The following is a 21,593-nucleotide window of genomic DNA, read 5'->3' as shown; positions in this document are numbered from 1 at the left end:
CAGCGGCGGACGCGGGCGGGGGTGACTGCCCACATGGGTGTCCCCGACCGCGCGCCCGCGTGGGGCAGAATTGGGGCCATGTCCTCGCTCAGCGGCCTCATCGTCTGCCTTCCCGACGCCTCCGTCGACGACCTCGTCGGCGTGGTGGAGGTGCTGATCCAGGAGGGTTTCGCCACCTTCGCGCTGCCCGCGGCCGGGTCCGCGGTCGCGGATGTGATGTCCATCTTCGGCGCGCGGGCCACGCTGGGCGTCATGCGCGTGACCACGGTGGAGCAACTCGTCGCGGCCATTGGCGCCGGCGCCGCCTTCGTGCTGTGCGACGTGGCCTCGAGGTCGCTTGCCGACGCCGCCTGCGAGCTGGGCGTGCCGTGCTATCTCGGCGCGATGACCCCGACGGAGGTGCGCGCCGTGCTGGACACGTCCGCCACGGGCGCGCTGCTGTACCCGGCGGACGTCATCGGCCACGCCATGGCGCCGCGGCTGGCCGAGCTGGGCCTCGCGGAGCGGGTGCTGCCCCTCGGAGGGCTCGGGGCCTATGCGTCCGGGGAGTGGAACAAGGCCGGTACGCGGGCGGTCTGCGTCGACACCGCGCTGCTCGGCGACGCGGTGACCGGCGGGTCGCTGTCCATGCTGCGCGACAGGTGCCGGTCCTTCCGCGCCGTGGACCAGGCGATGCTGGACCGGGCCTAGTGGTAGTGACCGGGGACTCGCACGGCTCCTCAACCCCGGTTTCTCCTGGGGCCAAACCGAATGGGTGGCCGCCTGAGCTGGGGTCCCATCTGCACAGGCAACCGGACCGCCAGCCACCTCAGGGCACGAGAAGGCAGCCATGAGGGCCCGTTCCTCACTGGATCCAACCGGGAAATCCACAGGCAGCATCACCATCGCCCCACAACGCCACTCTGCTCGACCCACCAGTCATCCGGCGGACGGGGCCAGCCCTTCTTCAGCGTTCTCCTAGAAGGCCAAGCCCACCGGCTCCGGACCGAGGTCGACGTGGCGAGGCTCCGGCACGGCGAAATCGTTGGCCTTGTAAGCCTCGTAGTCGAAATTCTCGCACTCGTCGTAGCCGATCAGGTGGTACTCGTAGAAGCCGTCCCACTCCTCGTAACCGTCGCCGAGGGAGTGCTCGAGGAACGCGTCGGCCATGGCCTGGCCGAGACGGGGGGCTGTCCAAAAGCCGCCCATCGCGAGTGCGTTGCAGTTATTGGCCGTTGCCGCCCGCTTTGCGGCCCGGACACTCTCGGCGACGGCTGCGTGCACGTGCGGGCACTTGCTGGCGGCCACGTGGATGCCCATCCCAGTGCCGCAGAACAGCAGAGCCTTCTCGAACTCCCCCTCTGAGATGCGCGAACCGACGAGGAACCCGACACGGTGATACATGGGAGCGGAGTCCTTGTCCGGTGTCAGGTCCGTCACCTCCCAACCCTTTGCTTCCAAGTGCGACTTGACGTGCTCCTTCAGGTGGAAGCCCGCGAAGTCGGCCCCCATCACGACCTGCTTGTCCTGTGTGGTTCTCATGACGCCGGCGTCTCCTTCCTGATGCGGCGGCGGAAGAGCCTTCGTCCTCCGAAATCACTGGTGGCAATGACCAGCAGCAGCACCCCGCCCCAGATGAGGTCGCGGTAGAAGTTGCTGATCTGTGGGAACAGGTTGAGGCCGGACGACAGCACCTGCAGCGTGATGATCGCCAGGACCACCCCGATCAGCCGACCGCTGCCGCCGTTGGGGTTCACGCCGCCAAGGACGACAATGAGGACCGTCAGCAGTGTGTAGACCACGCCGTAGTCGGCCTTGGCCGAGTTGTAGTTGGCCAGCATCACGAGCCCCGCCAGCGAGGCCATGATCCCGGACAACATGTAGGTGCGCACCAGGAGCGACGTGGTGTTGAGACCGCTGAACTTGGCGTTGGTCGCGTTGGTGCCGAGCATGTAGAGCTTGGTGCCGAACGTGGTGCGCTTCATGATGAAGGCGATGAGCAGCACGGCGACGATGAACACGATGAGCTGCATCGGGACGCCCACCACCTTGCCGGCCATGAAGCTGCTGTAGGCAGGCGGCAACCCACTGATGGGTCGTCCCGCCGTGATGACGATGGCCACGCCGGTGAAAAGCTCCAGGGTCCCGAGTGTGACCAGGATGGCCGGGATCTTGATCTTCGCCACCAGGATCCCGTTGAGGATGCCGGCCAGGGCGCCCAGGACGAGCGACGCCACCATGGCCAGGAGGATCCCGAACAGCACCGTGCTGCCCGTCGCGTCCGGGGGGACCAGCGACAGCATGATCACGGCCGCCACGATGGAGGTCATGTTGGCGATGCCCACGACGGCGAGGTCGATGCCGCCCGTGATCATCGTCAGCATCACGCCGAGGGCCATGAGGCCGAACTCGGGGAACTGGACAGCCATGGAGTTCCAGGTGGCCATGTTGGTGAAGTTCCTCGGGCGTAGGACCAGGAACAACACCAGCAGGGAGATCAGGATCAGCGTCAGGCGGCTGAGGTGCGGGTCGCGGCGGGTGGCGCCCACTATCCGGGTGATGAAGGTGGGGCCCGAGGGCTCCGTCGTTGTGGTCATAGGTCCATCCCCTCTCATGCCGCCACGATCCGGTTGCGCTTACGTCTCTGGTTGAGCTGAACCGCCGAGATGCCCGTGCCCGCGATGATGAGGACACCTAGCGCTACCCTCTGCCAGTAGGTGGGAATGCCGATCAGGATCATCGAGTTCTGGACGATGACGATGAGCAGGGTCCCGAGCATGACGCCGGTGAGCGTGCCGGTGCCACCGGTGATCGCCGTGCCGCCGAGGACGACGGCGGCGATGACCATGATCTCCATCCCTAGCAGGTTGGTGGGGTGCATCTGTCCCATCATCGAGGTCCGGACCAGACCGGCCAGGGCCGCGATCGTGCCAGCCATCACGTAGAGCCAGAACTTGATGCGCCGAACCTTGAATCCGGCGCGGGCGGCCGACGACGCGTCGCCGCCGATGGCGTAGACGCCGCGTCCGAACATCGTGTAGCGCATGACGACGAAGGCGATCGCGACCACCGCCACCAGGAGGAGGAACGACAGTGGCATGCTCGAGGTGAGCCCGGACTGTGGGTTGCGGGCGACGAATAGGGTTGCGCGTCCGAACTCCGCCATGGAGGGCGGCAGTGTGGCGATCTGCACGGAGCCCAACGCGCCCTGCATCACCCCCTTGAACACGTTGGCCGTGCCGAGCGTGATGATCAACGTCGGCACAGCCAGCCGTGCGGCGAAGGACCCGTTGAAGGCGCCGAGCAGGGCGCCGAGCACCACCACCGTGAGGAGGGGCAGCCAGAAGCCGCCGCCGTATCCGTTGTCGACGAGGAGGCGAGTGACCGAATACACCGCCAGCGACGCCAGAGCGGGGAAGGACACGTCGATGCCGCCGGAGACGAGCACCATGTAGGTGCCCACGGCGAACAGCCCGGGGACCACCATGGCGTTGGCCAAGTCTACGAGGTTGTTGGCCGTGAAGAACTGGCCACTTCGGACCTGGATCAGCATCGCCACGGCGAGGATGACCAGGAGGAGGTAGAACTCGTTGGACCGCAGCAACCTGCGGGCGAATTCACTCATGTCGCTCCACCTCCACGGTGATCGAGCCGCCGGTAATCATGTCCGCCAACTCCTGCTCGCTCACGGTCTCGGGGTCAACCTCCACCTGGATGGACCCGTCCCGGAGGATCAAGACCCGGCGGCACGTCTGCACGAGTTCGGGGATGTCGTCGGAGATGACGATGATCCCCATCCCCTCTGCGGCGAGATGGTGAAGGATGCGATGGATCTCCGCTTTGGAGCCGATGTCAACGCCCACCGTCGGGCCGTTGAGGATCAGAATGTCGGGGTTTGTGGCCAGCCACTTGGCCAGCACCACCCTCTGCTGATTGCCGCCCGAGAGTGTGTTGACAGGGTTGTCTGGGTTCTTGGTGGCGATACGGAGTTCTTCGACCCAGCGCCCCACCTCCGTGCGGCGCTTGGTCCGGTCCAGCAGGCCCAAACGCGACGTCATGGCGTCGATCTCGGACACGATGATGTTGTCCGCAATCGAACGTTCCAATGCCAAGCCCTCCGTCAACCGGTCCTCCGGCACATAGCCGATGCCGTGCTCGATGGCTGTGGAGATGCTGTTGATGGTGACCCGCTCGCCCTTGATCACGGCCTCGCCGCTGTCGGCTGGGAACACGCCGAACAGCGAGAGCGCGAGTTCGGTGCGCCCAGACCCGAGGAGGCCAGTGATGCCCAGAACCTCGCCCCGGTGCAGGGTGAAGCTGACGTCGTCGTAGGCGCGGCTTAGCGAGAGGTTCTTCACCTCGAGAATCGGCTCGCCGACCTCCTGGGCCTTCGGGAGGACGAGGTCTTCGACGTCCTTGCCGGTCATGAACAAAGCGAACTTCTTGTGGTCCAGGTCCTCGGGGAGGGTGGTCACCACCAGCTTGCCGTTGCGGATGATGGTGAAGCGCTCGCTGATCTCGAAGACCTCGCCCAGCTTGTGGCTGACGAACAGGATGGCGATCCCGCGCGATTTCAGGTCCAGGATGACCCTGAACAGCGCCTCGACCTCACGGTTGGTGAGGGCGGTGGTGGGCTCGTCCATGATGATGAGCTTGGTGTCGGTCAACAGTGCGCGCGAGATGGCGACCAACTGCTTGTCCGCCACCGACAGATCGCCGACGGTCGCGTCGAGATCGACGGTGAAGTTGATCTTGGCCACCGCCTCCTGTGCAATCCGACGGAACCGGTGCCAGTTCGCGACCTTCCGGTTCTCGGCGAGCTCGCTGTTTAGTGCCAGGTTCTCCATCACCGTGAGATTGGGGAAGATCGAGAAGTCCTGGTAGATGACCTGAACACCGTTGTGTATGGCCTCGATGGGGTTGAGGCGCTCGTAGCTGCGTCCGCCCATGTCGATGGTGCCGCTGTCGGGCGCGTAGACCCCCGAGATGATCTTGATGAGCGTCGACTTACCGCTTCCGTTCTCCCCGGCGAGGCAGTGGATCTCGCCCGCGTGGATGTCGAGGTTGATGTTGTCCAGTGCCTGGACCCCGGCGAATGACTTGCTGAGGTTGCGCACTGAGATGACCGTGTCAGTCGTCATCGTCGTCCTTCGGCTGGTGAGGGGGGCAAGGCGGCTCGCCCTGCCCCCCATGGGAACTAGTCAGAACTGCGGCGTGGCGGCCCGACTGAGTCTGGGTCGCCACGCCCGTTCATCAGAAGCCGAAGTCGTCGACGTTGTCCGCGCTGATGACGATCCAGCCGTCACCCTCGAGGACCTTCTCGCTGCCCTCGGCGAACTTCATTCCCTCGTACCCCTTGACGCCCAGATCCACGCCGTCGGCGATGTCCTCGCCGTCGAGGATCTTCTTGGCGAGCGACGCCATGGCGTAGCCTGCGTCAGCCGGATCCCACAGCGTCAGCGCCGAGACGAGGCCCTTCTCCAGGATCTCTTTGTTGGCGGCGGGCATGCCCGTGCCGGCGGTGAAGACCTTGTCCTTGAGGCCCAGCTCCTCGATGGCGCGTGCGACGCCGGGGGCGTCGAACGACGAGGTGCCCATGATCCCCTTCAGGTCTGGGTACTTCTTCAGGAGCTCCTTGGCCTTCTGGTAGGCGGTCTCGCCGTCGTCCTGGGACTCGACGCGAGGCTCCTCCTCGAGGAGGGTCATGTTCGGGTACGCCTCCTTGGCGCGCGCGACGCCGCCGTCGGCCCACTCGTTGTGCGACGCGTTGGTCACGTGGCCCACCATCGTGGTGTACATGCCCTCTTCGCCCATGGCCTCAGCGAGGTTGTCCATGATGAAGGCGCCGTAATCGGTGTTGTTGAAGGCCTCGATGTCATACATCGTGTTCTCCTGGCTGGCGCCCTCGTGGGTCACTACGACGATGCCGGCGTCCATGGCCTCCTTGAGGACGGGCTCAAGGGCCCCTGGGTCCACAGGGACTACTCCGATGGCATCGACGTCCTGGGCGATCAGGTCACGGATGACCTGGGACTGCATGGTGGCGTCGGTCTCGGCGGGGCCGCGCTGGAACACGTTGAGGCCTGATTCCTCGGCGAACTTCTTCACGCCGGTCTCCATGCGGACGAACCACGGGTTGGTGGAGTCTTTCGGGACGATGGCGATGGTGTAATCGCCGCCACCTGCTGCGGTGCTGTTGGCGGCGTCAGTGGGCTCGGGGGTGGTGGCCGCGTCGCCACCGCACGCGGTCAGCGCGAGGCTGGCGGCCGCAGCTACTCCGATGAGCCTGCTGATCAAGCGTCGTTGCTTCATCTCGTTTCCTTTCGACGTTGCTCCTCGCGGCTGATCGGGATCCGGATTGGGACTACCGGCGGCACGACTCCCGTCGTCGTGGCATCCTTCGATTGAACCGCTTCAACTGTCGGTGGCTACGCTACTCCGGAGTCTTCGTGCTGTGAAGGGGCGCGTAGAAAAGATACGGGTTCGTTATCTTGGGTCCTTCAAGGGTGAGGGGAGTGGAGTGGTGGCAGATCGGTCCCTTGGCGAGAGCAGCCGAGCGGCCTCGGCTCGCATCCGTGACGTCGCGAATCGGGCAGGCGTCTCCGTCGGAACGGTGTCCAACACGCTCAACCATCCGGAGCGGGTGGCGCCTGCGACGCGGGACGCGGTGATGGCTGCCATCCGAGATCTGGGATTTGTCCCCAACCTGCAGGCCCGCCTGCTCACCGGCGCGCCCAGCAATGTCATCGCGCTGGTGGTGTTGGACCTGATGAGCCCCTTCTACATGGAGATCGCCCACTCCGTGGAGCGCGCGGCCCGAGAGGCCGGTCACGTCGTCATGCTCTGCAACTCGGAGAACGACAGGGAGAAGGAGAGCGAACTCCTCAAGACGCTCGCAGCGCAGCGGGTCCGAGGTGCGCTGCTGAGCCCGGCATCCGGGTCCGACAATGTCCTCGACCGGCTCGACCCGGCGCTTCCCGTCGTCATCCTTGACCACATGGGGATCGAGCGGGGCTGCGCGGTCGCCGTCGACGACGTGGTGGGCGGAGGACTCGCGAGCCAGCACCTGCTGGAGCTGGGGCACCGCCGCCTCGCATTCCTGGGCGGTCCTGCAGGGCTCCGGCAGATGCAGCAGAGGGCGCTGGGGATGAGAGAGACGATCAGGGCGTACGGCCTGAACCCCGACGAGGTCCTGATCGAGGTCAACGTCGAGGACATCGGCATCCAGGGCGGGCTTGACGGTGCCCGACGCCTGGTGGAGATGGGTGACCTGCCCACGGGGATCGTGTGCGGCAACGACATGCTCGCGTTCGGGGTATTCAGGGCCCTCGGCAGGGCGGGCGTGACGGTGCCCGATGACGTGGCGCTCGTCGGTTACGACGACGTGGAGTTCGCCGCCGACTGGGTGGTTCCGCTCACCTCGGTGCGCCAGCCGATCCAACAGATGGGCTACACCGCGGCCAAGCTGCTCCTCTCGCACGCTGGCGACCCGGACCACCGGCACCAGCAGGTGCTGCTGCATCCGGAGTTGGTGGTGCGGAAGTCCTCCGGGGTGGCGCGGCCGAACGCCGGCTGAGCCCGGAGCGTCGTCAGCGGGCCCGAGTCCCCTAGTCCGCGCTCCCGGTCGACGGGTCGGCACCCGCCACCGCACGCTCGTTGATCTGCGTAATGCGCGCCCGGAGGTGCTTGGCCGGCGTTTCGCTGAGGAGGCCGGTGACCACCCGCATCGATACGCTGGCCGACCCGTCCACAGTGGAGAGCAGCCCGTCGCGCTTCGACGCCGCCCGCCCTCGATGGTGCGTGGTGGACGGAAGGCAGAACCCCGCCGCGGCTTCGTCTCCGGTGTTGGAGATCCACCGCACCACCATGGGGAGGGTGGCTGTGTCGAAGCTGACGAAGGCGGCATCGCCTGCGGGGCGGACCTGCAAAAAGTGTGCCCAACCGTCCTCGCCCGAGTGGGGGCGGATGACGGCGCAGTACTCGGGGACCAGGGGTTGGCTGAGGCTGAGATGATTGGACTCCTCGGGCGATTCGATGATGCGCCGGGTGTATGCCTCGGTCTCCGAGTCTTGGTTAGCGTCGGGCACCACCGTGAAATGCGAGGCGTCAAAGCTGACGGTCTGCTCGAGCCGCGCGTCGTCGAACAGGGGGAAGTTCACGTGGCACATGTACGAGTAGTCGAACGGTGCGATCCGATGGTTGGTGAGCGTGGCGTCGATCTCGATCTGGGTCTCCCTGGGCCTAACGCGCACCAAGGGCCGGAACTCGATGTCCATGGAGTGTGTCCGCCGCAGGCGGCAGCTGCCGGTGACTCCGAGCCATGGCTCCTCGCCCTCCGCGAAGAGGACGGAGGCAGAGTCGTAGCGCGCCGTCGGCAGCTCACCGTGCAGCGCGTGCGTGTCCTCCGCTCCGGGGTGGCCCACGCCCGTGCCGCCGCAGTGCAGCAGGAATCCGCCGTAGGACTCTTCGAACACAGTGGAGGGCGTGGGCTCGTCGAAGTGGGTTTTCATCGTGACGTCCTCACCGTCAACGAAGAGGCGCCAGATCTGCTGGCCCCTGAACGGCAGAACGATCAGCTCCACGCGATCGGTCGTGAGCCGGAGCGCTTCGACGCCTGACGGGTACCGGAAGGTGGACACCATCCCGCTACTGCACCGCAGCAGGGTCTCCTCGTGAGTGCGGAACATCTCCGGCCGGAGGTGGACCTCAGACGGCTTGGTTTGGCTCATGGCAACTCCCTCGTCGCGACGCAGCGTCATGCCTAGCCTATGGCAATTGAACCGGTTTTTCCGCCCGATCGCATGTGGTTTTGTAGGGTGATCGAAGGGGTCGCGGCAGCTGATGAGACAGGAGATCGAAAGTGGTGCGCGTACTGTTCGTGGGTGAATCGTGGAGCGTCACGGAAATCCATGTCAAGGGATTCGATTCGTTCGTGACCTCGAGGTATGAAGAGGCCGGCCTTGCGCTGCGCGAGTCCTTGGACCGCGATGGCTTCTCCTTGACCTACTTGCCCAGCCAACTGGCGGTCGAGCACTTCCCAGACACGGTGGCGGACCTCAGCGGGCACGACGTCATCCTCTTCTCGGACATCGGCTCCAACTCGCTGCTGCTGCCGTCCAAGGTGTTCAGGGAGGGTGGAACCGCCCCCAACCGCCTCGAGGTCATCCGCGACTGGGTCGACGGGGGCGGGGGCTTCGGGATGATCGGCGGCTACATGAGCTTCCAGGGCATCGAGGGCAAAGCCAACTACCGCAACACCGCGCTCGCTGACGTACTCCCCGTCGACATGATTCAGGGCGACGATCGGATCGAGACACCCCAGGGCAGCATCGCGCGTGGTTCTGACCATCCGATTCTGGCCGGGGTTGAGGGGGAGTGGCCGCCGTTGCTGGGCTACCAGCGGCTTCAGCCTCGGAGTCAGGCGCGGGTCGTCGCAACCTTCCCGGCCGACCCGCTCATGGTGATCGGCACGTATGGTTCCGGCCGCACCCTTGCCTACGCCAGCGACATCGACACGCACTGGGCTCCGACGTCGTTCACCACCTGGGACGGGTTCCCGACCATGTGGCGCAACGCGGTGCGCTGGTTGGCCGGCGAGGGTGATCCGGGAGTCTGAAACGGAAAGCCAAGCGCCTTCGCCGCCATCACCGGCCCACAGCCCCAGTATGTGCCATGGGTCATGCCGCGGGCCGTCAACGACTTTCGCGCTTCCTCGCTCGCCCCGAGGCGGTTGGCCTTTGGCTACGGCCACCGGCTCGAACGACGCCGCCCGATCGCGGCGCACGTTCATTGTCATCGTCTCGGCCGTCCTGAGCGCCGTCCTCGATCGGGTTGCCGTTATGGGCGCTAGTCGTCCTCGGGCATCGCCCGGGCCGGGCGGACACGCTGGGTCGGCTCGTCGTCTGCCAGGTCCAGGGCGCTCAGGCCGGTCAGCACGCTGGTGTCACCGAGGCTCAGCTCGTCGTCGAGGAAGTCGATCGCATTGCCCTCCTCGTCGGGGAGGAGTGCGGCCCCGCGCGACCCGCGGAACACCAGGACCGCCAGGGTGAGGAGGGCGCCGCCGCCGGCCACCACTGACGCCGCGAGGAACCACGTCATAGCGGTGCCGACGCCGGAATCCGGCGTGGCCGTCGTGCCGCCGGTGGCGGCCGGGCTCGCGGTGGAGGAGCCGTCAGCTGTTGCGGACGGCGACGCCGTGGGCGACGGCGAGGCGGAGGGGCTCGGCGTCGCGGTGGCCACCTCGGTGTGCTCGACCGCGATCGTCAGCTGCGTGCTCGCGGCCGCCAGCCGGGCCGTGCCAGGAAACGAGATCGTGAGCGTCAGGTCCCCGGTGGGCTGGTCGGCGGGGATGGCGTAGAGGGTCTGGAAGCTTCCGGTCGACGTGGTCAGGGTGAAGGAATCCTCCACCTCGCCGCCCGCGTCCGCGACGGAGATGCCCGCGTCGGCGATTCCGGTGCCGTCGGCAGCGACCAGGGTGCCGGCCACGTCGACCACCGAGCCGTTGAGTGCGTCCTCGGTGCTCGTGGCAGTGAGGGTGAGGGCGGCCGGAGGGGCCTCCTTGGGGGTGGCGGGTGCCTTGTCGGTGCGGGGCTTCGCCGCGTCGTCGTCGGTGCTGCCCCCGTCGTCGGACCCGGGATCGGCGGAGCCGCCGCCACCGCCGCCGTCGCTGGACCCCGCGACGGTGATGGTGATCTGCGAGCGTGACGGGTCCACCTTTGCTGCGCCCGCGAACCGGACTGCCACGACATGGTCGCCGGCGGACAGGTCAGCCGGCAGGGCGAATGACAGCTCGAAGCTGCCGTTGCCCAGGGTGCTGGCTGAGGCGGTCTCGGCTCCGTCGAGGGTGGCGACGACACGTGCGCGCTTCACCGCATCGCCCTCGGATGTGAGGGTGCCGACGATCCGGACCTGACCCTCGGAGACGGTGAAGGTGGCGTCGATGGCCGACGCCGCGGCGTGGGCGGGCGCGGCGATAAGCGCGACCATGGCCACGAGGATCGCGGCCAAGGTGGTGCGCACGGCGGTGGCGAGCATCGGTGATCCGTTCCTGACAGTGCTGCGTAGCGTAGTCCACTCCTGAGGGTCGCCTGAGGAGGCCCCCAGACTGGTCGGTTCCCCGGCTTGCGTTTCCTCGGCGAGCACGTATCCTGAGACAACCTTAAAGGTTTCTCAAGTTTCTCAGGAATGAGGCCCGCATGGCTCAGGCACGACGCACGGCGCTCGGTCGGCATGACGACGAGGTCGTCGAGCTGGGCGTCGTCTCCCCTCCTCGGCGGATCCGCACCCGGAGTCCGCTGGTGGTCGTGAGGTTCGTGTTCGCCCCGCTGGCCCTGGTGTCGGTGGCCGGGCTGTCCGCTCTGGCGATGATCCTGCCGCAGACCGGCGCGGGACTCGAGCACACAGACCCGAGCATGGCGGCCGCCAGTCCTCTTGGTGTGTCACGCGACTATCTCCGGCCGTCGCTGACGCCCGCGGCCTCCGCAGCGCCCTCGGCGTCGCCGTCCGTGAGCGCCACCCCGTCGCCATCACCCACGCCGTCGGCCACGCCCAGCCCCTCCGCGGCTCCGTCAACCTCCGCGTCGGCAGCCCCCGCTGTGGCTACCCCCGCGGCCGCCCCCTCGAAGACCGTGGACTACTCGGCGCTCGGCGACTCCGCAGGCACCCGCTACACCTCCGCGTCGGTCAACCTGCGCACCGGGCCGGGGGTCGGATACGACGCCCGCACAACCCTGGGTGAAGGCACGGAGGTAGCTATCACGCAGTGGCACGTCGACGGCTGGCGCCAGGTGGAAGTCTCACACAAGGCGGGATGGATCAAGGAAGGCTTCCTCACGCAGGAGAAGCCTGTGGTCGCGCCCGCGCCGGCCAGAACCTCTCAGGCAGCCGACTCGGGCGGGTCCAGCTCGTCGGGCTTCTCCACCGAGGCGTGCGCGGCCGCGTCCGGCATCGAGTCCGGCCTCACCGCCCGCACGCGCACCGTCCTGCGCGCCGTCTGTGCCGAGTTCCCGCGGGTCACCAGCTACGGCGGGTACCGCGCCGATTCGGACTCCTACCACGCGTCCGGCCGGGCCATCGACGTCATGGTCTCGGGTGAGGCCGGTTGGGAGATCGCACGATGGGCGCGGGCCAACGCGTCGGCCCTCGGCATCATCGAGGTGCTCTACTCCCAGCAGATCTGGACGGCGCAGCGCTCCGGCGACGGGTGGCGCAGCTTCTCCGACCGCGGCAGCGTCAGCGCCAACCACTACGACCACGTGCACATCAGCGTCCGCTGACCCCTCGGGAGGGTGACGGAGTTGAGCCGATGGATGGGCTCGTCGCGCCTTTGAACGATCAACCCCTGCGATTTCCGCGTTGAGCCCATCCATCGGCTCAACGCGTCTCCCGGGGGCGTGGCCCCCGTCGCGGCGCGCGCCCTAGGCTGTGGGCATGATCACTCCGGTTGACGCCACCACCACCGAAGCCTGGGCAGACCTTCACATCATCAAGGACGCCCTCGTGCCAGACCTGCGCGGCTGGTTCGAGGCGGACCCGCACCGGGCTGCGGAACTCACCTTCGACATTGCCGACCTCCGCGTCGACCTCTCCAAGAACCTCATCAACGAGGACGTCGTCGCCGCCCTCGTCCGGCTGGCGGAACAGGTCAACCTGGCCGATCGCCGCGACGCGATGTTCGCGGGAGAGCGGATCAACATCACGGAGAGCCGCTCCGTCCTCCACACCGCGCTGCGCCTCCCGCGCGACGCCCAGCTCGTCGTCGACGGGCAGGATGTGGTGGCGGATGTGCACGAGGTCCTGGACCGCATGTACGCCTTCGCCGACAAGGTTCGCTCCGGTGAATGGACCGGCGTCACGGGTGAGCGCATCGCCACGGTGGTCAACATCGGCATCGGTGGCTCGGACCTCGGTCCGGTGATGGTCTACGAGGCCCTCCTGCCCTACAAGCAGGCCGGCCTGGAGTGCCGTTTCGTCTCCAACATCGACCCCAACGACTGCGCCGAGGCGTTGGCGGACCTGGACCCCGCCACGACGCTGTTCATCGTCGCGTCGAAGACCTTCACCACCCTCGAGACGCTCACCAACGCCCGGATGGCCCGCGACTGGTTCCTCGGCCGGCTGGCCGAGGCCGGCGTCGTCGACGATTCCGACGAGGCCCGCCTCGGCGCCGTCGCCAAGCACTTCGTGGCCGTCTCCACGGCGCTGGACAAGGTGGCCGATTTCGGCATCGACCCCGCCAACGCCTTCGGCTTCTGGGACTGGGTGGGCGGCCGCTACTCCGTGGACTCCGCCGTCGGCCTCCCGGTGGCGATCGCCATCGGCCCCGACGCTTTCCGCAGCTTCCTCGCCGGATTCCACGCCGTCGACGCGCACTTCCGCACCGAGGCGCCCGAGCGCAACGTCCCGCTGCTGATGGGCCTGATGAACGTCTGGTACGTCAACTTCTGGAACGCGCACAGCCACGCCGTCCTGCCCTACGCGCAGTATCTTCACCGCTTCGCCGCCTACCTGCAGCAGCTCACCATGGAGTCCAACGGCAAGTCCGTGCGGTGGGACGGCACGCCGGTCACCTCCGACACCGGCGAGATCTTCTGGGGCGAGCCCGGCACCAACGGCCAGCACGCGTTCTACCAGTTGATCCACCAGGGCACGCGCCTCATCCCCGCGGACTTCATCGCGGTCGCCAACCCGGCACACCCGGTCAAGGACGGCGACACCGACGTCCACGGCCTCTTCCTCGCCAACTTCTTCGCGCAGACCGCAGCCCTGGCCTTCGGCAAGACCGCCGACGAGGTCCGGGCCGAGGGCACGGCTGAGGAGATCGTCCCCGCCCGCGTGTTCCCGGGCAACAGGCCCACGACGTCGATCATGGCGTCCGCGCTGACCCCGTCGGTGGTGGGTCAGCTCATCGCCCTGTACGAACACATCACGTTCGTGCAGGGCATCGTGTGGGGGATCGACTCGTTCGACCAGTGGGGTGTGGAGTTGGGGAAGAAGCTGGCCATGGACATCGCGCCGGCGGTCTTCGGCGACGCCGAAGCGCTGGCCAACCAGGACCCCTCCACGCAGGCGTTGGTGAGCTGGTACCTCGACCACCGTGAGTGACGCTCCCGCAGGGCCGCGCCGGACGCGGCGGCGGACTCTCAGCAGGGTGCGGTCCGCTGCCGGGGCCGGGGGCCCGAGGGTCGCGGTTCTGGCCTAGGATTCGAGGTGGTTACAACGATGGAGGAACCCGTGACGCTCACCCTCACCGACCTTCCCGCCGCCGTGCAGGAGGAGGTCGCCCGGACCCGCGAGGTCGTCGCCCGCCTGCACGCCGAACTACCCCGGTGGGAGCTCGTCGTCTGGACCGCCGGCAACGTGTCGCAGCGCATCCGCTGCGCCGATCAGATCGGCGAGGAGCTGTTCGTGATCAAGCCCTCGGGCGTCTCCTACGACGACCTGTCCGCCGAGGCCATGGTGGTGTGCACCCTCGACGGTGTGAAGATCGACGACGGTACGCCCGAGACGCTGCAGCCTTCGAGCGACACCGCTGCCCACGCCTACGTGTACCGCCACATGGAGCACATCGGCGGCGTGGTGCACACGCATTCGACCTACGCGACGGCGTGGGCCGCCCGCGGTGAGTCCGTGCCGTGCGTGCTCACCATGATGGCCGACGAGTTCGGCGGAGACATCCCCGTCGGCCCGTTCGCGCTGATCGGCGACGACTCGATCGGCCAGGGCATCGTCGAGACACTGAAGGACTCCCGCAGCCGGGCCGTGCTGATGCAGAACCACGGCCCGTTCACCATCGGCAAGGACGGCCGCGACGCCGTCAAGGCGGCGGTGATGTGCGAGGAGGTGGCGCGGACGGTGCACATCGCGCGACAGCTCGGTGAGCTGATCCCCATCCCGCAGGAGAAGATCGACTCATTGTTCGACCGCTACCAGAACGTCTACGGCCAGCCCGTCAAGGGTTGACGCATCCCGCCGGCGCCGGTGACCTGCCTCACCAGACCGAGACGCCGCGACCCATCCCGAAATAGCGCCATCCCGCGTCGCTCCAGCGGCGCGGGTTGAGCACGTTGCGACCGTCCACGACGTTGGCGGCCGCCGGCAGCGACACCAGCGCGGCCGGGTCCAGCTCCACGAACTCCCGCCACTGCGTCAGCACCATGACCACGTGGGCGTCGCGGACGGCCTCCTCGACGGTGTCGCTCACGTTGAGCTCCGGCTGGCGCTTGCGCAGCAGGTCCCCTGCGGCGGGGTCCACCACCGCAAGCTCCGCACCGCGTGACCACAGGCGACCCGCGATGTCGAGGGCCGGGGAGTCTCGCAGGTCGTCGGTGTCCGGCTTGAACGTGATGCCCAGCACGGCCACCTTCTTGCCCGCGAGCCGCCCACCGACGGCCTCCTCGGCCAGCGAGACGGCATGGTCGCGGCGCCGCAGGTTGATGGCGTCCACCTCTCGCAGGAAGGTGAGGGCCTCGTCGACCCCCAGCTCACCGGCCCGGGCCATGAACGCGCGGATGTCCTTCGGCAGGCAGCCACCACCGAAGCCGATGCCGGCCTGCAGGAACTTCTTCCCGATCCGGTCGTCGTGGCCGATGGCCTCCGCCAGCCGCGTGACGTCGCCTCCGGTGGCGTCGCACAGTTCGGCCATGGCGTTGATGAACGAGATCTTGGTGGCGAGGAAGGAGTTCGCCGCGACCTTCACCAGCTCGGCCGTCGGGTAGTTGGCCAGAACCAGTGGAGTGCCCTCGGACAGGGGCCCCGCGTAGCACTCGTCGAGGATCTCCTTCGCGACGGCGCCGCGGGCCAGGTCGTCGGGGAGACCGTAGACGAGGCGGTCCGGGTGCAGCGTGTCGGCCACCGCGTACCCCTCGCGGAGGAACTCGGGGTTCCAGGCCAGGAGGAGATCCTTGTCCGAGGACCCGAGTGTCGCGGCGATCTCCTGCGCAGTCCCGACGGGCACCGTGGACTTGCCGGCCACGAGGACCGGCCTGCCCCCGGCAGGTGGCTCGGCGTACTCGACGATGGTGCGCACCGCCTGCCGCACGTAGGTCATGTCCGCCGCCATGCGTCCCTGGAGTTGCGGCGTACCGACGCCGATGAAGTGGATCTCGGCATCCCTGATCTGGGCCGGATCCGTGGTGAACCGCAGCCTGCCCGACGACACATGCCGGGCCAGGAGGTCCGGGAAGTCCGGTTCGTGGAACGACGGCCTGCCCTGCGCCAACAGGGCCACCTTCTCCTCGTCCACGTCCAGGCCCACCACGTCGTGGCCGAGTTCGGCCATGCACGCAGCGTGTACCGCGCCGAGGTATCCACATCCGATCACAGAGATCCGCATGGGCAAAGGCTAGCGTCCGGGGGCGCGCACCAACTTTTCCGCCACCCCCGTGGCGCCGCCGGCCTCGGCGCGGGATGATGGGAGCCGGGTCAACCTATAAGGAGTACATCGTGGAAAACATGAGCGCGGGACGTGACGCCATCGTGGGCGGGCAGACGTCGCTCGGCATCGAGCTGGGATCGACCCGGATCAAGGCCGTCCTCATCGGGGATGACCACCAGCCACTGGCCACCGGAGGCTTCGACTGGAAGTCGAGCCTGGTGGGTGGCATCTGGACCTACGACGTGGACCTGGTGTGGGAGGGCCTGCAGGCGGCCTACGCCGATCTTGCCGCTGACGTCGAGTCGCGCTTCGGAGTGCCGCTCGACACCGTCGGCTCCATGGGCTTCTCGGCCATGATGCACGGCTACATGGCCTTCGACGCGTCGGGGGCACTGCTCGTGCCGTTCCGCACGTGGCAGAACACCCTCACCGGCGAGGCGGCCGGGGCGCTGACCCGTCTCTTCCAGCACAACATCCCGCAGCGGTGGAGCATCGCGCACCTGTACCAGGCCGTTCTCGGCGGCGAGAGTCACGTGGGCTCCATCGATTACCTGACCACCCTGGCGGGGTACGTCCACTGGCGCCTCACCGGCGAACGGTCGCTCGGCGTCGGCGACGCCAGCGGCATGTTCCCCATCGACACCGCCACCGGCCAGTTCGATGAGGGGATGCTCGCCCGGTTCGACGAGCTCGTCGCGCACCACGGCTACGGCTGGAAGCTCGCCGATATTCTCCCCACGGTGCTCCCCGCCGGGCGGCAGGCGGGGGCCCTGTCCGACGACGGCGCCCGCCTGCTCGATCCGTCGGGTCGGCTCCGCCCGGGCGTCCCGTTCGCGCCCGCTGAGGGCGACGCCGGCACCGGCATGGTGGCCACCAATGCCGTTGCCCGCCGCACCGCCAACGTGTCGGCGGGCACCAGCATCTTCGCGATGGTGGTGCTGGAGAGGCCGCTCACGGCGCTGCACGAGGAGATCGACCTGGTCACCACGCCCGCCGGTGACCTGGTGGCCATGGCGCACTGCAACAACGGCGCGGTGGATCTGCAGGCATGGGTGGGGCTGTTCGGTGAGGTCGCGGCCGCGCTGGGCGCCCAGGTGGACACCAACACGCTGTTCGAGACCCTGTACAACGCCGCGCTCAAGGGCGACGCGGACGGCGGCGGCATGCTGGCCTACAACTACCTGGCCGGGGAGCACGTCGTCGGGCTCGAGGCGGGCCGGCCGATGTTCGTCAGGACCCCGCACAGCGCCTTCACGTTGCCCAACTTCATGCGCACCCACCTGTTCGCGGCTCTGGGCGCGCTGCGGGTGGGCATGGACATCCTGCTCCAGGACGAGGGTGTGGAGCTGGACTCGATGTTCGCCCATGGTGGCCTGTTCAAGACCAAGGGGGTGGCGCAGGGGTTCCTCGCCGCAGCGATGAACACGCCGGTGTCGGTGGGGGAGATCGCCGGCGAGGGCGGCGCGTGGGGCATGGCGCTCCTGGCGTCGTTCCTGCGCTCGGGTGAATCGTCGCTGGCGGACTGGCTGGCGTCGTCGGTGTTCGGCGGTGCCGCGATCGACACCGTCGAGCCGGACCAGGCCGACGTCGAGGGCTTCGACAGGTTCATGGCGCGTTACCGCTCGGGCCTCGCGATCGAGCGGGCCGCGGTGGACACGCTGCACTGACCCAACGCTCGACTCCGACGCTTCGACGGGGGTCCGACCGGTCGCCGGTCGGACCCCCGTCAGCGTTCGGCTGCGTCGTCCTCGCGGGTGTCGTGCCGTCGGTACATCTCCGAGAGGGAGCGTTCCGGGTCCAGCCGCTGGACGATGGCGTCGGCGATGTCGGTGAGTTGGCCGACCTGCTCCGGGGTGAGGGCGTCGATCACGTACTGGCGCACCGCCTCGACGTGCCCGGGCGCAGCGCCCTGGACCACCTGCCAGCCCTCCTCGGTCAGCCGCGCGTTCGTGGCCCGTGCGTCATCGGGGCACGGGAACCGGCCCACCAGGTGGCGGTCCTCCAGCCGCTTCACGACGTGGGAGAGCCGGGGGAGCGTCGCGTTGGTGAGGCTGGCCAGCGTGCTCATGCGCAGCGTCCGCCGGTCGGCCTCGGAGAGCATCGCGAGGACGTAGTAGTCGAAGTGCGTCAGGTCTGAGTCGCGCCGCAGCTGGGCGTCCAGCACGCTCGGCAGCACCTCGATGACGGCGGCGAGCCGCACCCATGCCGCCAGTTCGGGGCGGCTCAGCCAGCGTGGTTCCATGCCCCGCAGTCTACCGATAGTTGTATCTTTAACCAAAGTCTGTCATGCTTGAAGGGACAACCAATCAGTCGCTTCACCAAGGAGTAGTCATGACCAGCATCACCATCATCGGATCCGGCGCCATGGGCTCGGCCATCGCAGGGCTCGCCGAGCGCGGCGGCCACACCGTCGAGGTCCTCGGCCGCGCCGACGCCCACCGCACCCCGGCAGGCGACGTCGTCGTCCTCGCCCTCCCGTATCCCGCTGTCGACGGTGTCCTCGCCGGGCGCGCCGACGAGTTCGCCGGCAAGGTTGTGGTTGACATCACCAACCCCCTGGACTTCGAGACCTTCGACTCCCTCACCGTCCCGGCCGACTCCTCGGCCGCAGCCGACATCGCCGCACAGCTGCCCGGCGCGCGTGTGGTCAAGGCGTTCAACACCAACTTCGCGGCCACGCTGGCCGGTGGCACCGTCGGCGACGTGCCGACCACCGTCCTGATCGCGGGCGACGACGCTGAGGCCAAGGCCCTGGTGTCGGGCATCGCGACCGATGCCGGGCTCAAGGCCATCGACGCGGGGACCCTCCGTCGGGCCCGTGAGCTCGAGGCGATCGGTTTCCTCCAGATCACCCTCGCCGCACGCGAAGCCATCTCGTGGGCCGGCGGCTTCGCCGTCCAGGCCTGACCCGACCCCACCACCGAAAGAGAGTGACCCCCCAATGAGCTTCCTGTTCAAGCCCGCCTCGTCCGTCTCCCCGACCGCCGTCGACATCGCCCTCCTCGTGGCCCGCGTCGCGCTCGGCGCCATCCTGTTCGCCCACGGATGGCAGAAGTACATGCAGTACACGCTCGCCGGGACGACGGCGGCGTTCGCCGACATGGGGGTCCCGCTGGCTGCGGTCACGGCCACCGTGGTGGCCACCGCAGAGATCGTGGGAGGCATCCTGCTCGTCATCGGCGCGCTGACCCGGGTGGCCGCGGCGGTCAACGCCGTCACCCTCACCGGCGCCCTGTTCCTCGTACACGCCCCCAACGGGGTGTTCATCGAGAACAACGGTGTCGAGCTCGTGCTCGGCCTGGCCGCGGGCCTGGTGCTCCTCGCGGTGCTCGGCGGCGGCAGGTTCGCCGTCGACGGGCTGCTGACCCGGACCCGTGGAGCCGCACAGGCCGAGCGTGTGTCCGTGGCCGCGGCTCGCTGACACCGGCTCGCCCTTCCGGGGCCCTCTCCGCCTGGCGGGGAGGGCCCCCGCGTGTTTGCCGGAGCGGTCGTCGGCTTGGGGCGATTCCCTGGTGGGTGCGAGAATGGCCCCCATGCAGTCCCTCCCCGCCCTCCTCGACGACCGCCTCCGGGCCCTCACCGGCGTCGATCCCGAGATGCGCCCGGCCACCAAACCCCAGTTCGGCCACTTCCAGTCCAACGTCGCGCTGCGCCTGGCCAAGCAGGAGGGGCGCCCGCCCCGCGAGGTCGCCGCCGACATCGTGGCCCGCCTCGATGTCGACGACCTCTGCGAGCCGCTGGACATCGCCGGCCCCGGCTTCATCAACTTCCGGATGCGCACGGACGTGCTCGCCGCCGCCGCCACCGCCCTGCTCGAGGACCCGAATGGCGGGCTCAACCCCGTCAAATACCCCCAGCGCGTGGTGATCGACTACTCCGCCCCCAACGTGGCCAAGCAGATGCACGTCGGCCACCTGCGCACCACCATCATCGGGGACTGCTTCAACCGGGTCCTCAGCGCGCTGGGCCACACGGTCATCCCCCAGAACCACATCGGCGACTGGGGCACCCAGTTCGGCATGCTGATCGAAGAGGTCCTCGACGAGGGCATCGACGCCGGCGCCCTCACCCTCGACGAGGCCGACGCGCTCTACAAGCGTGCCGCTGCCCGGTTCCGTGAGGACGAGGAATTCGCCACGCGCGCCCGCTCGCGGGTCTCGGTCTTCCAGGGCGGGGACGAGGAGTCGCTGGCCATCTGGCGCCAGCTCGTCGAGATCTCCAAGCCCGCCTTCAACGAGGCCTACCGCCGGCTCGGGATCCTGCTCACCGACGACGATCTGGCCGGCGAGTCCACTTACAACGCCGACCTTCCGGTGCTGGTCAAGGAACTCGAGGACTCCGGGGTGGCCGTGATCGACGACGGCGCGCTGTGCGTGTTCGTCGACGGTTTCGAGGCGCCGCTCATCGTGCGCAAGACCGACGGCGGCTACGGCTACGCCACCACGGACCTCGCCGCGATCCGTCGCCGGGTCCGTGAGCTCAAGGCGGACCGGATCATCTACGTCACCGACGCCCGCCAGGGCGGGCACTTCGCCCAGGTGTTCGCCGCCGCCCGCAAGGCCGGCTTCCTGCCCGGCGACGTGACGGCCCAGCACGTCGGCTACGGCATGGTGCTCGGCCGCGACGGCAAGCCGTTCAAGACCCGCGACGGCTCCGCCGCGACACTCGGGTCCCTGCTCGACGCCGCGGAGGAGGTGGCCGCCCCCAACATCGCGCTGGCCGCCATCAAGTACGCGGACCTCTCCAACGGACTGCAGAAGGACTACACCTTCGACGCCGAGCGCATGGTGCAGACCACGGGGGACACGGGCCCCTACCTGCAGTACGCCCACGCCCGGGTGAGCCAGATCCTGCGCAAGGCGGAGGCGGAGGACGTCAAGTGGGGATCGGTCACCATCCTCGGCGACCCGGCGGAGCAGCAGCTCGCGCTCCTGCTGAGCGGCTTCGGGGAGGTGGTCGACGAGGTGGCCCATTCCCTGCAGCCACACAAGCTCTGCGCCTACCTCTACGACCTGGCCGGTGCGCTGGCCACGTTCTACGAGGCGTGCCCGGTGCTCCGGTCCGAGGGCGATGTGCGGGCGTCGCGGCTGGCGCTGTGCTCAGCCACGAAGCAGGTCCTGGCCCGCGGCCTGCACCTCCTCGGGATCGACGCCCCCGAACGGATGTGAGGCGGGGGGGGGGGGGGGGGGAAAGGGCAGGGGGGAAAACACACACACCTTACAGGGGGGGGGGAACGGGG

Annotated in this window: 19 protein-coding genes; 10 read left to right on the top strand and 9 right to left on the bottom strand. The window is 68.2% G+C overall.

Going from position 1 to position 21,593, the window contains the following annotated elements:
- Window positions 1-78: 78 nt before the first annotated feature.
- Window positions 79-690, top strand: coding sequence for a hypothetical protein (locus tag ACZK5N_RS00275; RefSeq protein ID WP_459017782.1), 612 nt, complete (start codon window positions 79-81; stop codon window positions 688-690).
- Between the two features lie 267 nt (window positions 691-957).
- On the opposite strand, the gene ACZK5N_RS00270 is transcribed toward ACZK5N_RS00275, so the two are convergent.
- The 5 genes from ACZK5N_RS00270 to ACZK5N_RS00250 all read right to left on the bottom strand — a co-directional run bounded on the left by ACZK5N_RS00270 (window position 958) and on the right by ACZK5N_RS00250 (window position 6,291).
- Window positions 958-1,521, bottom strand: a complete 564-nt coding sequence (locus ACZK5N_RS00270) for an RpiB/LacA/LacB family sugar-phosphate isomerase (RefSeq protein ID WP_459017781.1) — start codon at window positions 1,519-1,521, stop codon at window positions 958-960.
- Entirely contained in the window at window positions 1,518-2,576 is a 1,059-nt protein-coding gene (locus ACZK5N_RS00265; RefSeq protein ID WP_459017780.1) for an ABC transporter permease, read from the bottom strand. The genes ACZK5N_RS00270 and ACZK5N_RS00265 overlap by 4 nt, the downstream gene beginning before the upstream one ends.
- Before the next feature lie 14 nt (window positions 2,577-2,590).
- The gene (locus ACZK5N_RS00260; protein WP_459017779.1) at window positions 2,591-3,604 is read right to left on the bottom strand and encodes an ABC transporter permease; all 1,014 of its coding nucleotides are present in this window, start codon (window positions 3,602-3,604) and stop codon (window positions 2,591-2,593) included.
- Entirely contained in the window at window positions 3,597-5,120 is a 1,524-nt protein-coding gene (locus ACZK5N_RS00255; RefSeq protein WP_459017778.1) for a sugar ABC transporter ATP-binding protein, read from the bottom strand. The genes ACZK5N_RS00260 and ACZK5N_RS00255 overlap by 8 nt, the downstream gene beginning before the upstream one ends.
- A gap of 112 nt (window positions 5,121-5,232) precedes the next feature.
- A complete protein-coding gene (locus ACZK5N_RS00250; protein ID WP_459017777.1) occupies window positions 5,233-6,291 on the bottom strand; it encodes an autoinducer 2 ABC transporter substrate-binding protein in 1,059 nt (352 codons plus the stop codon).
- Window positions 6,292-6,502: 211 nt separating this feature from the next.
- Here ACZK5N_RS00250 and ACZK5N_RS00245 point away from each other — a divergent pair, with 211 nt between their 5' ends.
- Window positions 6,503-7,555, top strand: a complete 1,053-nt coding sequence (locus tag ACZK5N_RS00245; protein ID WP_459017776.1) for a LacI family DNA-binding transcriptional regulator — start codon at window positions 6,503-6,505, stop codon at window positions 7,553-7,555.
- 31 nt (window positions 7,556-7,586) lie between these two features.
- Here the strand turns inward: ACZK5N_RS00245 and ACZK5N_RS00240 are convergent, their stop codons facing one another.
- Entirely contained in the window at window positions 7,587-8,708 is a 1,122-nt protein-coding gene (locus tag ACZK5N_RS00240; protein WP_459017775.1) for a DUF4432 family protein, read from the bottom strand.
- A gap of 134 nt (window positions 8,709-8,842) precedes the next feature.
- Here ACZK5N_RS00240 and ACZK5N_RS00235 point away from each other — a divergent pair, with 134 nt between their 5' ends.
- Window positions 8,843-9,595: a glutamine amidotransferase gene (locus tag ACZK5N_RS00235; RefSeq protein WP_459017774.1), complete on the top strand. Its 753-nt coding sequence runs from the start codon at window positions 8,843-8,845 to the stop codon at window positions 9,593-9,595.
- Window positions 9,596-9,825: 230 nt separating this feature from the next.
- Here ACZK5N_RS00235 and ACZK5N_RS00230 read toward each other — a convergent pair whose 3' ends face one another.
- The gene (locus ACZK5N_RS00230) at window positions 9,826-11,013 is read right to left on the bottom strand and encodes a hypothetical protein (RefSeq protein ID WP_459017773.1); all 1,188 of its coding nucleotides are present in this window, start codon (window positions 11,011-11,013) and stop codon (window positions 9,826-9,828) included.
- A gap of 161 nt (window positions 11,014-11,174) precedes the next feature.
- Here ACZK5N_RS00230 and ACZK5N_RS00225 point away from each other — a divergent pair, with 161 nt between their 5' ends.
- From ACZK5N_RS00225 to ACZK5N_RS00215, 3 genes are all read left to right on the top strand, one after another.
- A complete protein-coding gene (locus tag ACZK5N_RS00225) occupies window positions 11,175-12,254 on the top strand; it encodes an SH3 domain-containing protein (protein WP_459017772.1) in 1,080 nt (359 codons plus the stop codon).
- A gap of 154 nt (window positions 12,255-12,408) precedes the next feature.
- Window positions 12,409-14,082, top strand: a complete 1,674-nt coding sequence (gene pgi, locus ACZK5N_RS00220; protein WP_463624517.1) for a glucose-6-phosphate isomerase — start codon at window positions 12,409-12,411, stop codon at window positions 14,080-14,082.
- 162 nt (window positions 14,083-14,244) lie between these two features.
- Window positions 14,245-14,940 (top strand): L-ribulose-5-phosphate 4-epimerase, encoded by a 696-nt coding sequence (locus ACZK5N_RS00215; RefSeq protein ID WP_463624598.1) that lies wholly within the window; start codon window positions 14,245-14,247, stop codon window positions 14,938-14,940.
- A gap of 28 nt (window positions 14,941-14,968) precedes the next feature.
- Here ACZK5N_RS00215 and ACZK5N_RS00210 read toward each other — a convergent pair whose 3' ends face one another.
- The gene (locus ACZK5N_RS00210) at window positions 14,969-16,312 is read right to left on the bottom strand and encodes a UDP-glucose dehydrogenase family protein (protein WP_463624516.1); all 1,344 of its coding nucleotides are present in this window, start codon (window positions 16,310-16,312) and stop codon (window positions 14,969-14,971) included.
- A gap of 119 nt (window positions 16,313-16,431) precedes the next feature.
- Between ACZK5N_RS00210 and ACZK5N_RS00205 the strand changes: the two genes are divergently transcribed.
- Window positions 16,432-18,021: a xylulokinase gene (locus ACZK5N_RS00205; protein WP_463624597.1), complete on the top strand. Its 1,590-nt coding sequence runs from the start codon at window positions 16,432-16,434 to the stop codon at window positions 18,019-18,021.
- 59 nt (window positions 18,022-18,080) lie between these two features.
- Here ACZK5N_RS00205 and ACZK5N_RS00200 read toward each other — a convergent pair whose 3' ends face one another.
- Window positions 18,081-18,596 (bottom strand): MarR family winged helix-turn-helix transcriptional regulator, encoded by a 516-nt coding sequence (locus ACZK5N_RS00200; protein WP_459017769.1) that lies wholly within the window; start codon window positions 18,594-18,596, stop codon window positions 18,081-18,083.
- An 89-nt stretch (window positions 18,597-18,685) separates the two neighbouring features.
- On the opposite strand from ACZK5N_RS00200, the gene ACZK5N_RS00195 reads away from it, so the two are divergent.
- The 3 genes from ACZK5N_RS00195 (at window position 18,686) to argS (ending at window position 21,522) form a co-directional block, all read left to right on the top strand.
- Entirely contained in the window at window positions 18,686-19,261 is a 576-nt protein-coding gene (locus ACZK5N_RS00195; protein WP_463624515.1) for an NADPH-dependent F420 reductase, read from the top strand.
- 34 nt (window positions 19,262-19,295) lie between these two features.
- Entirely contained in the window at window positions 19,296-19,775 is a 480-nt protein-coding gene (locus ACZK5N_RS00190; RefSeq protein WP_463624514.1) for a DoxX family protein, read from the top strand.
- A gap of 112 nt (window positions 19,776-19,887) precedes the next feature.
- Window positions 19,888-21,522, top strand: coding sequence for an arginine--tRNA ligase (gene argS / locus ACZK5N_RS00185; protein WP_463624513.1), 1,635 nt, complete (start codon window positions 19,888-19,890; stop codon window positions 21,520-21,522).
- Window positions 21,523-21,593 lie beyond the last annotated feature (71 nt).

This window comes from Tessaracoccus pujii, from assembly GCF_055326215.1.
The sequence above is the reverse complement of the archived record's forward strand: the minus strand, read 5'-3'. Positions and strand labels throughout refer to the sequence as shown.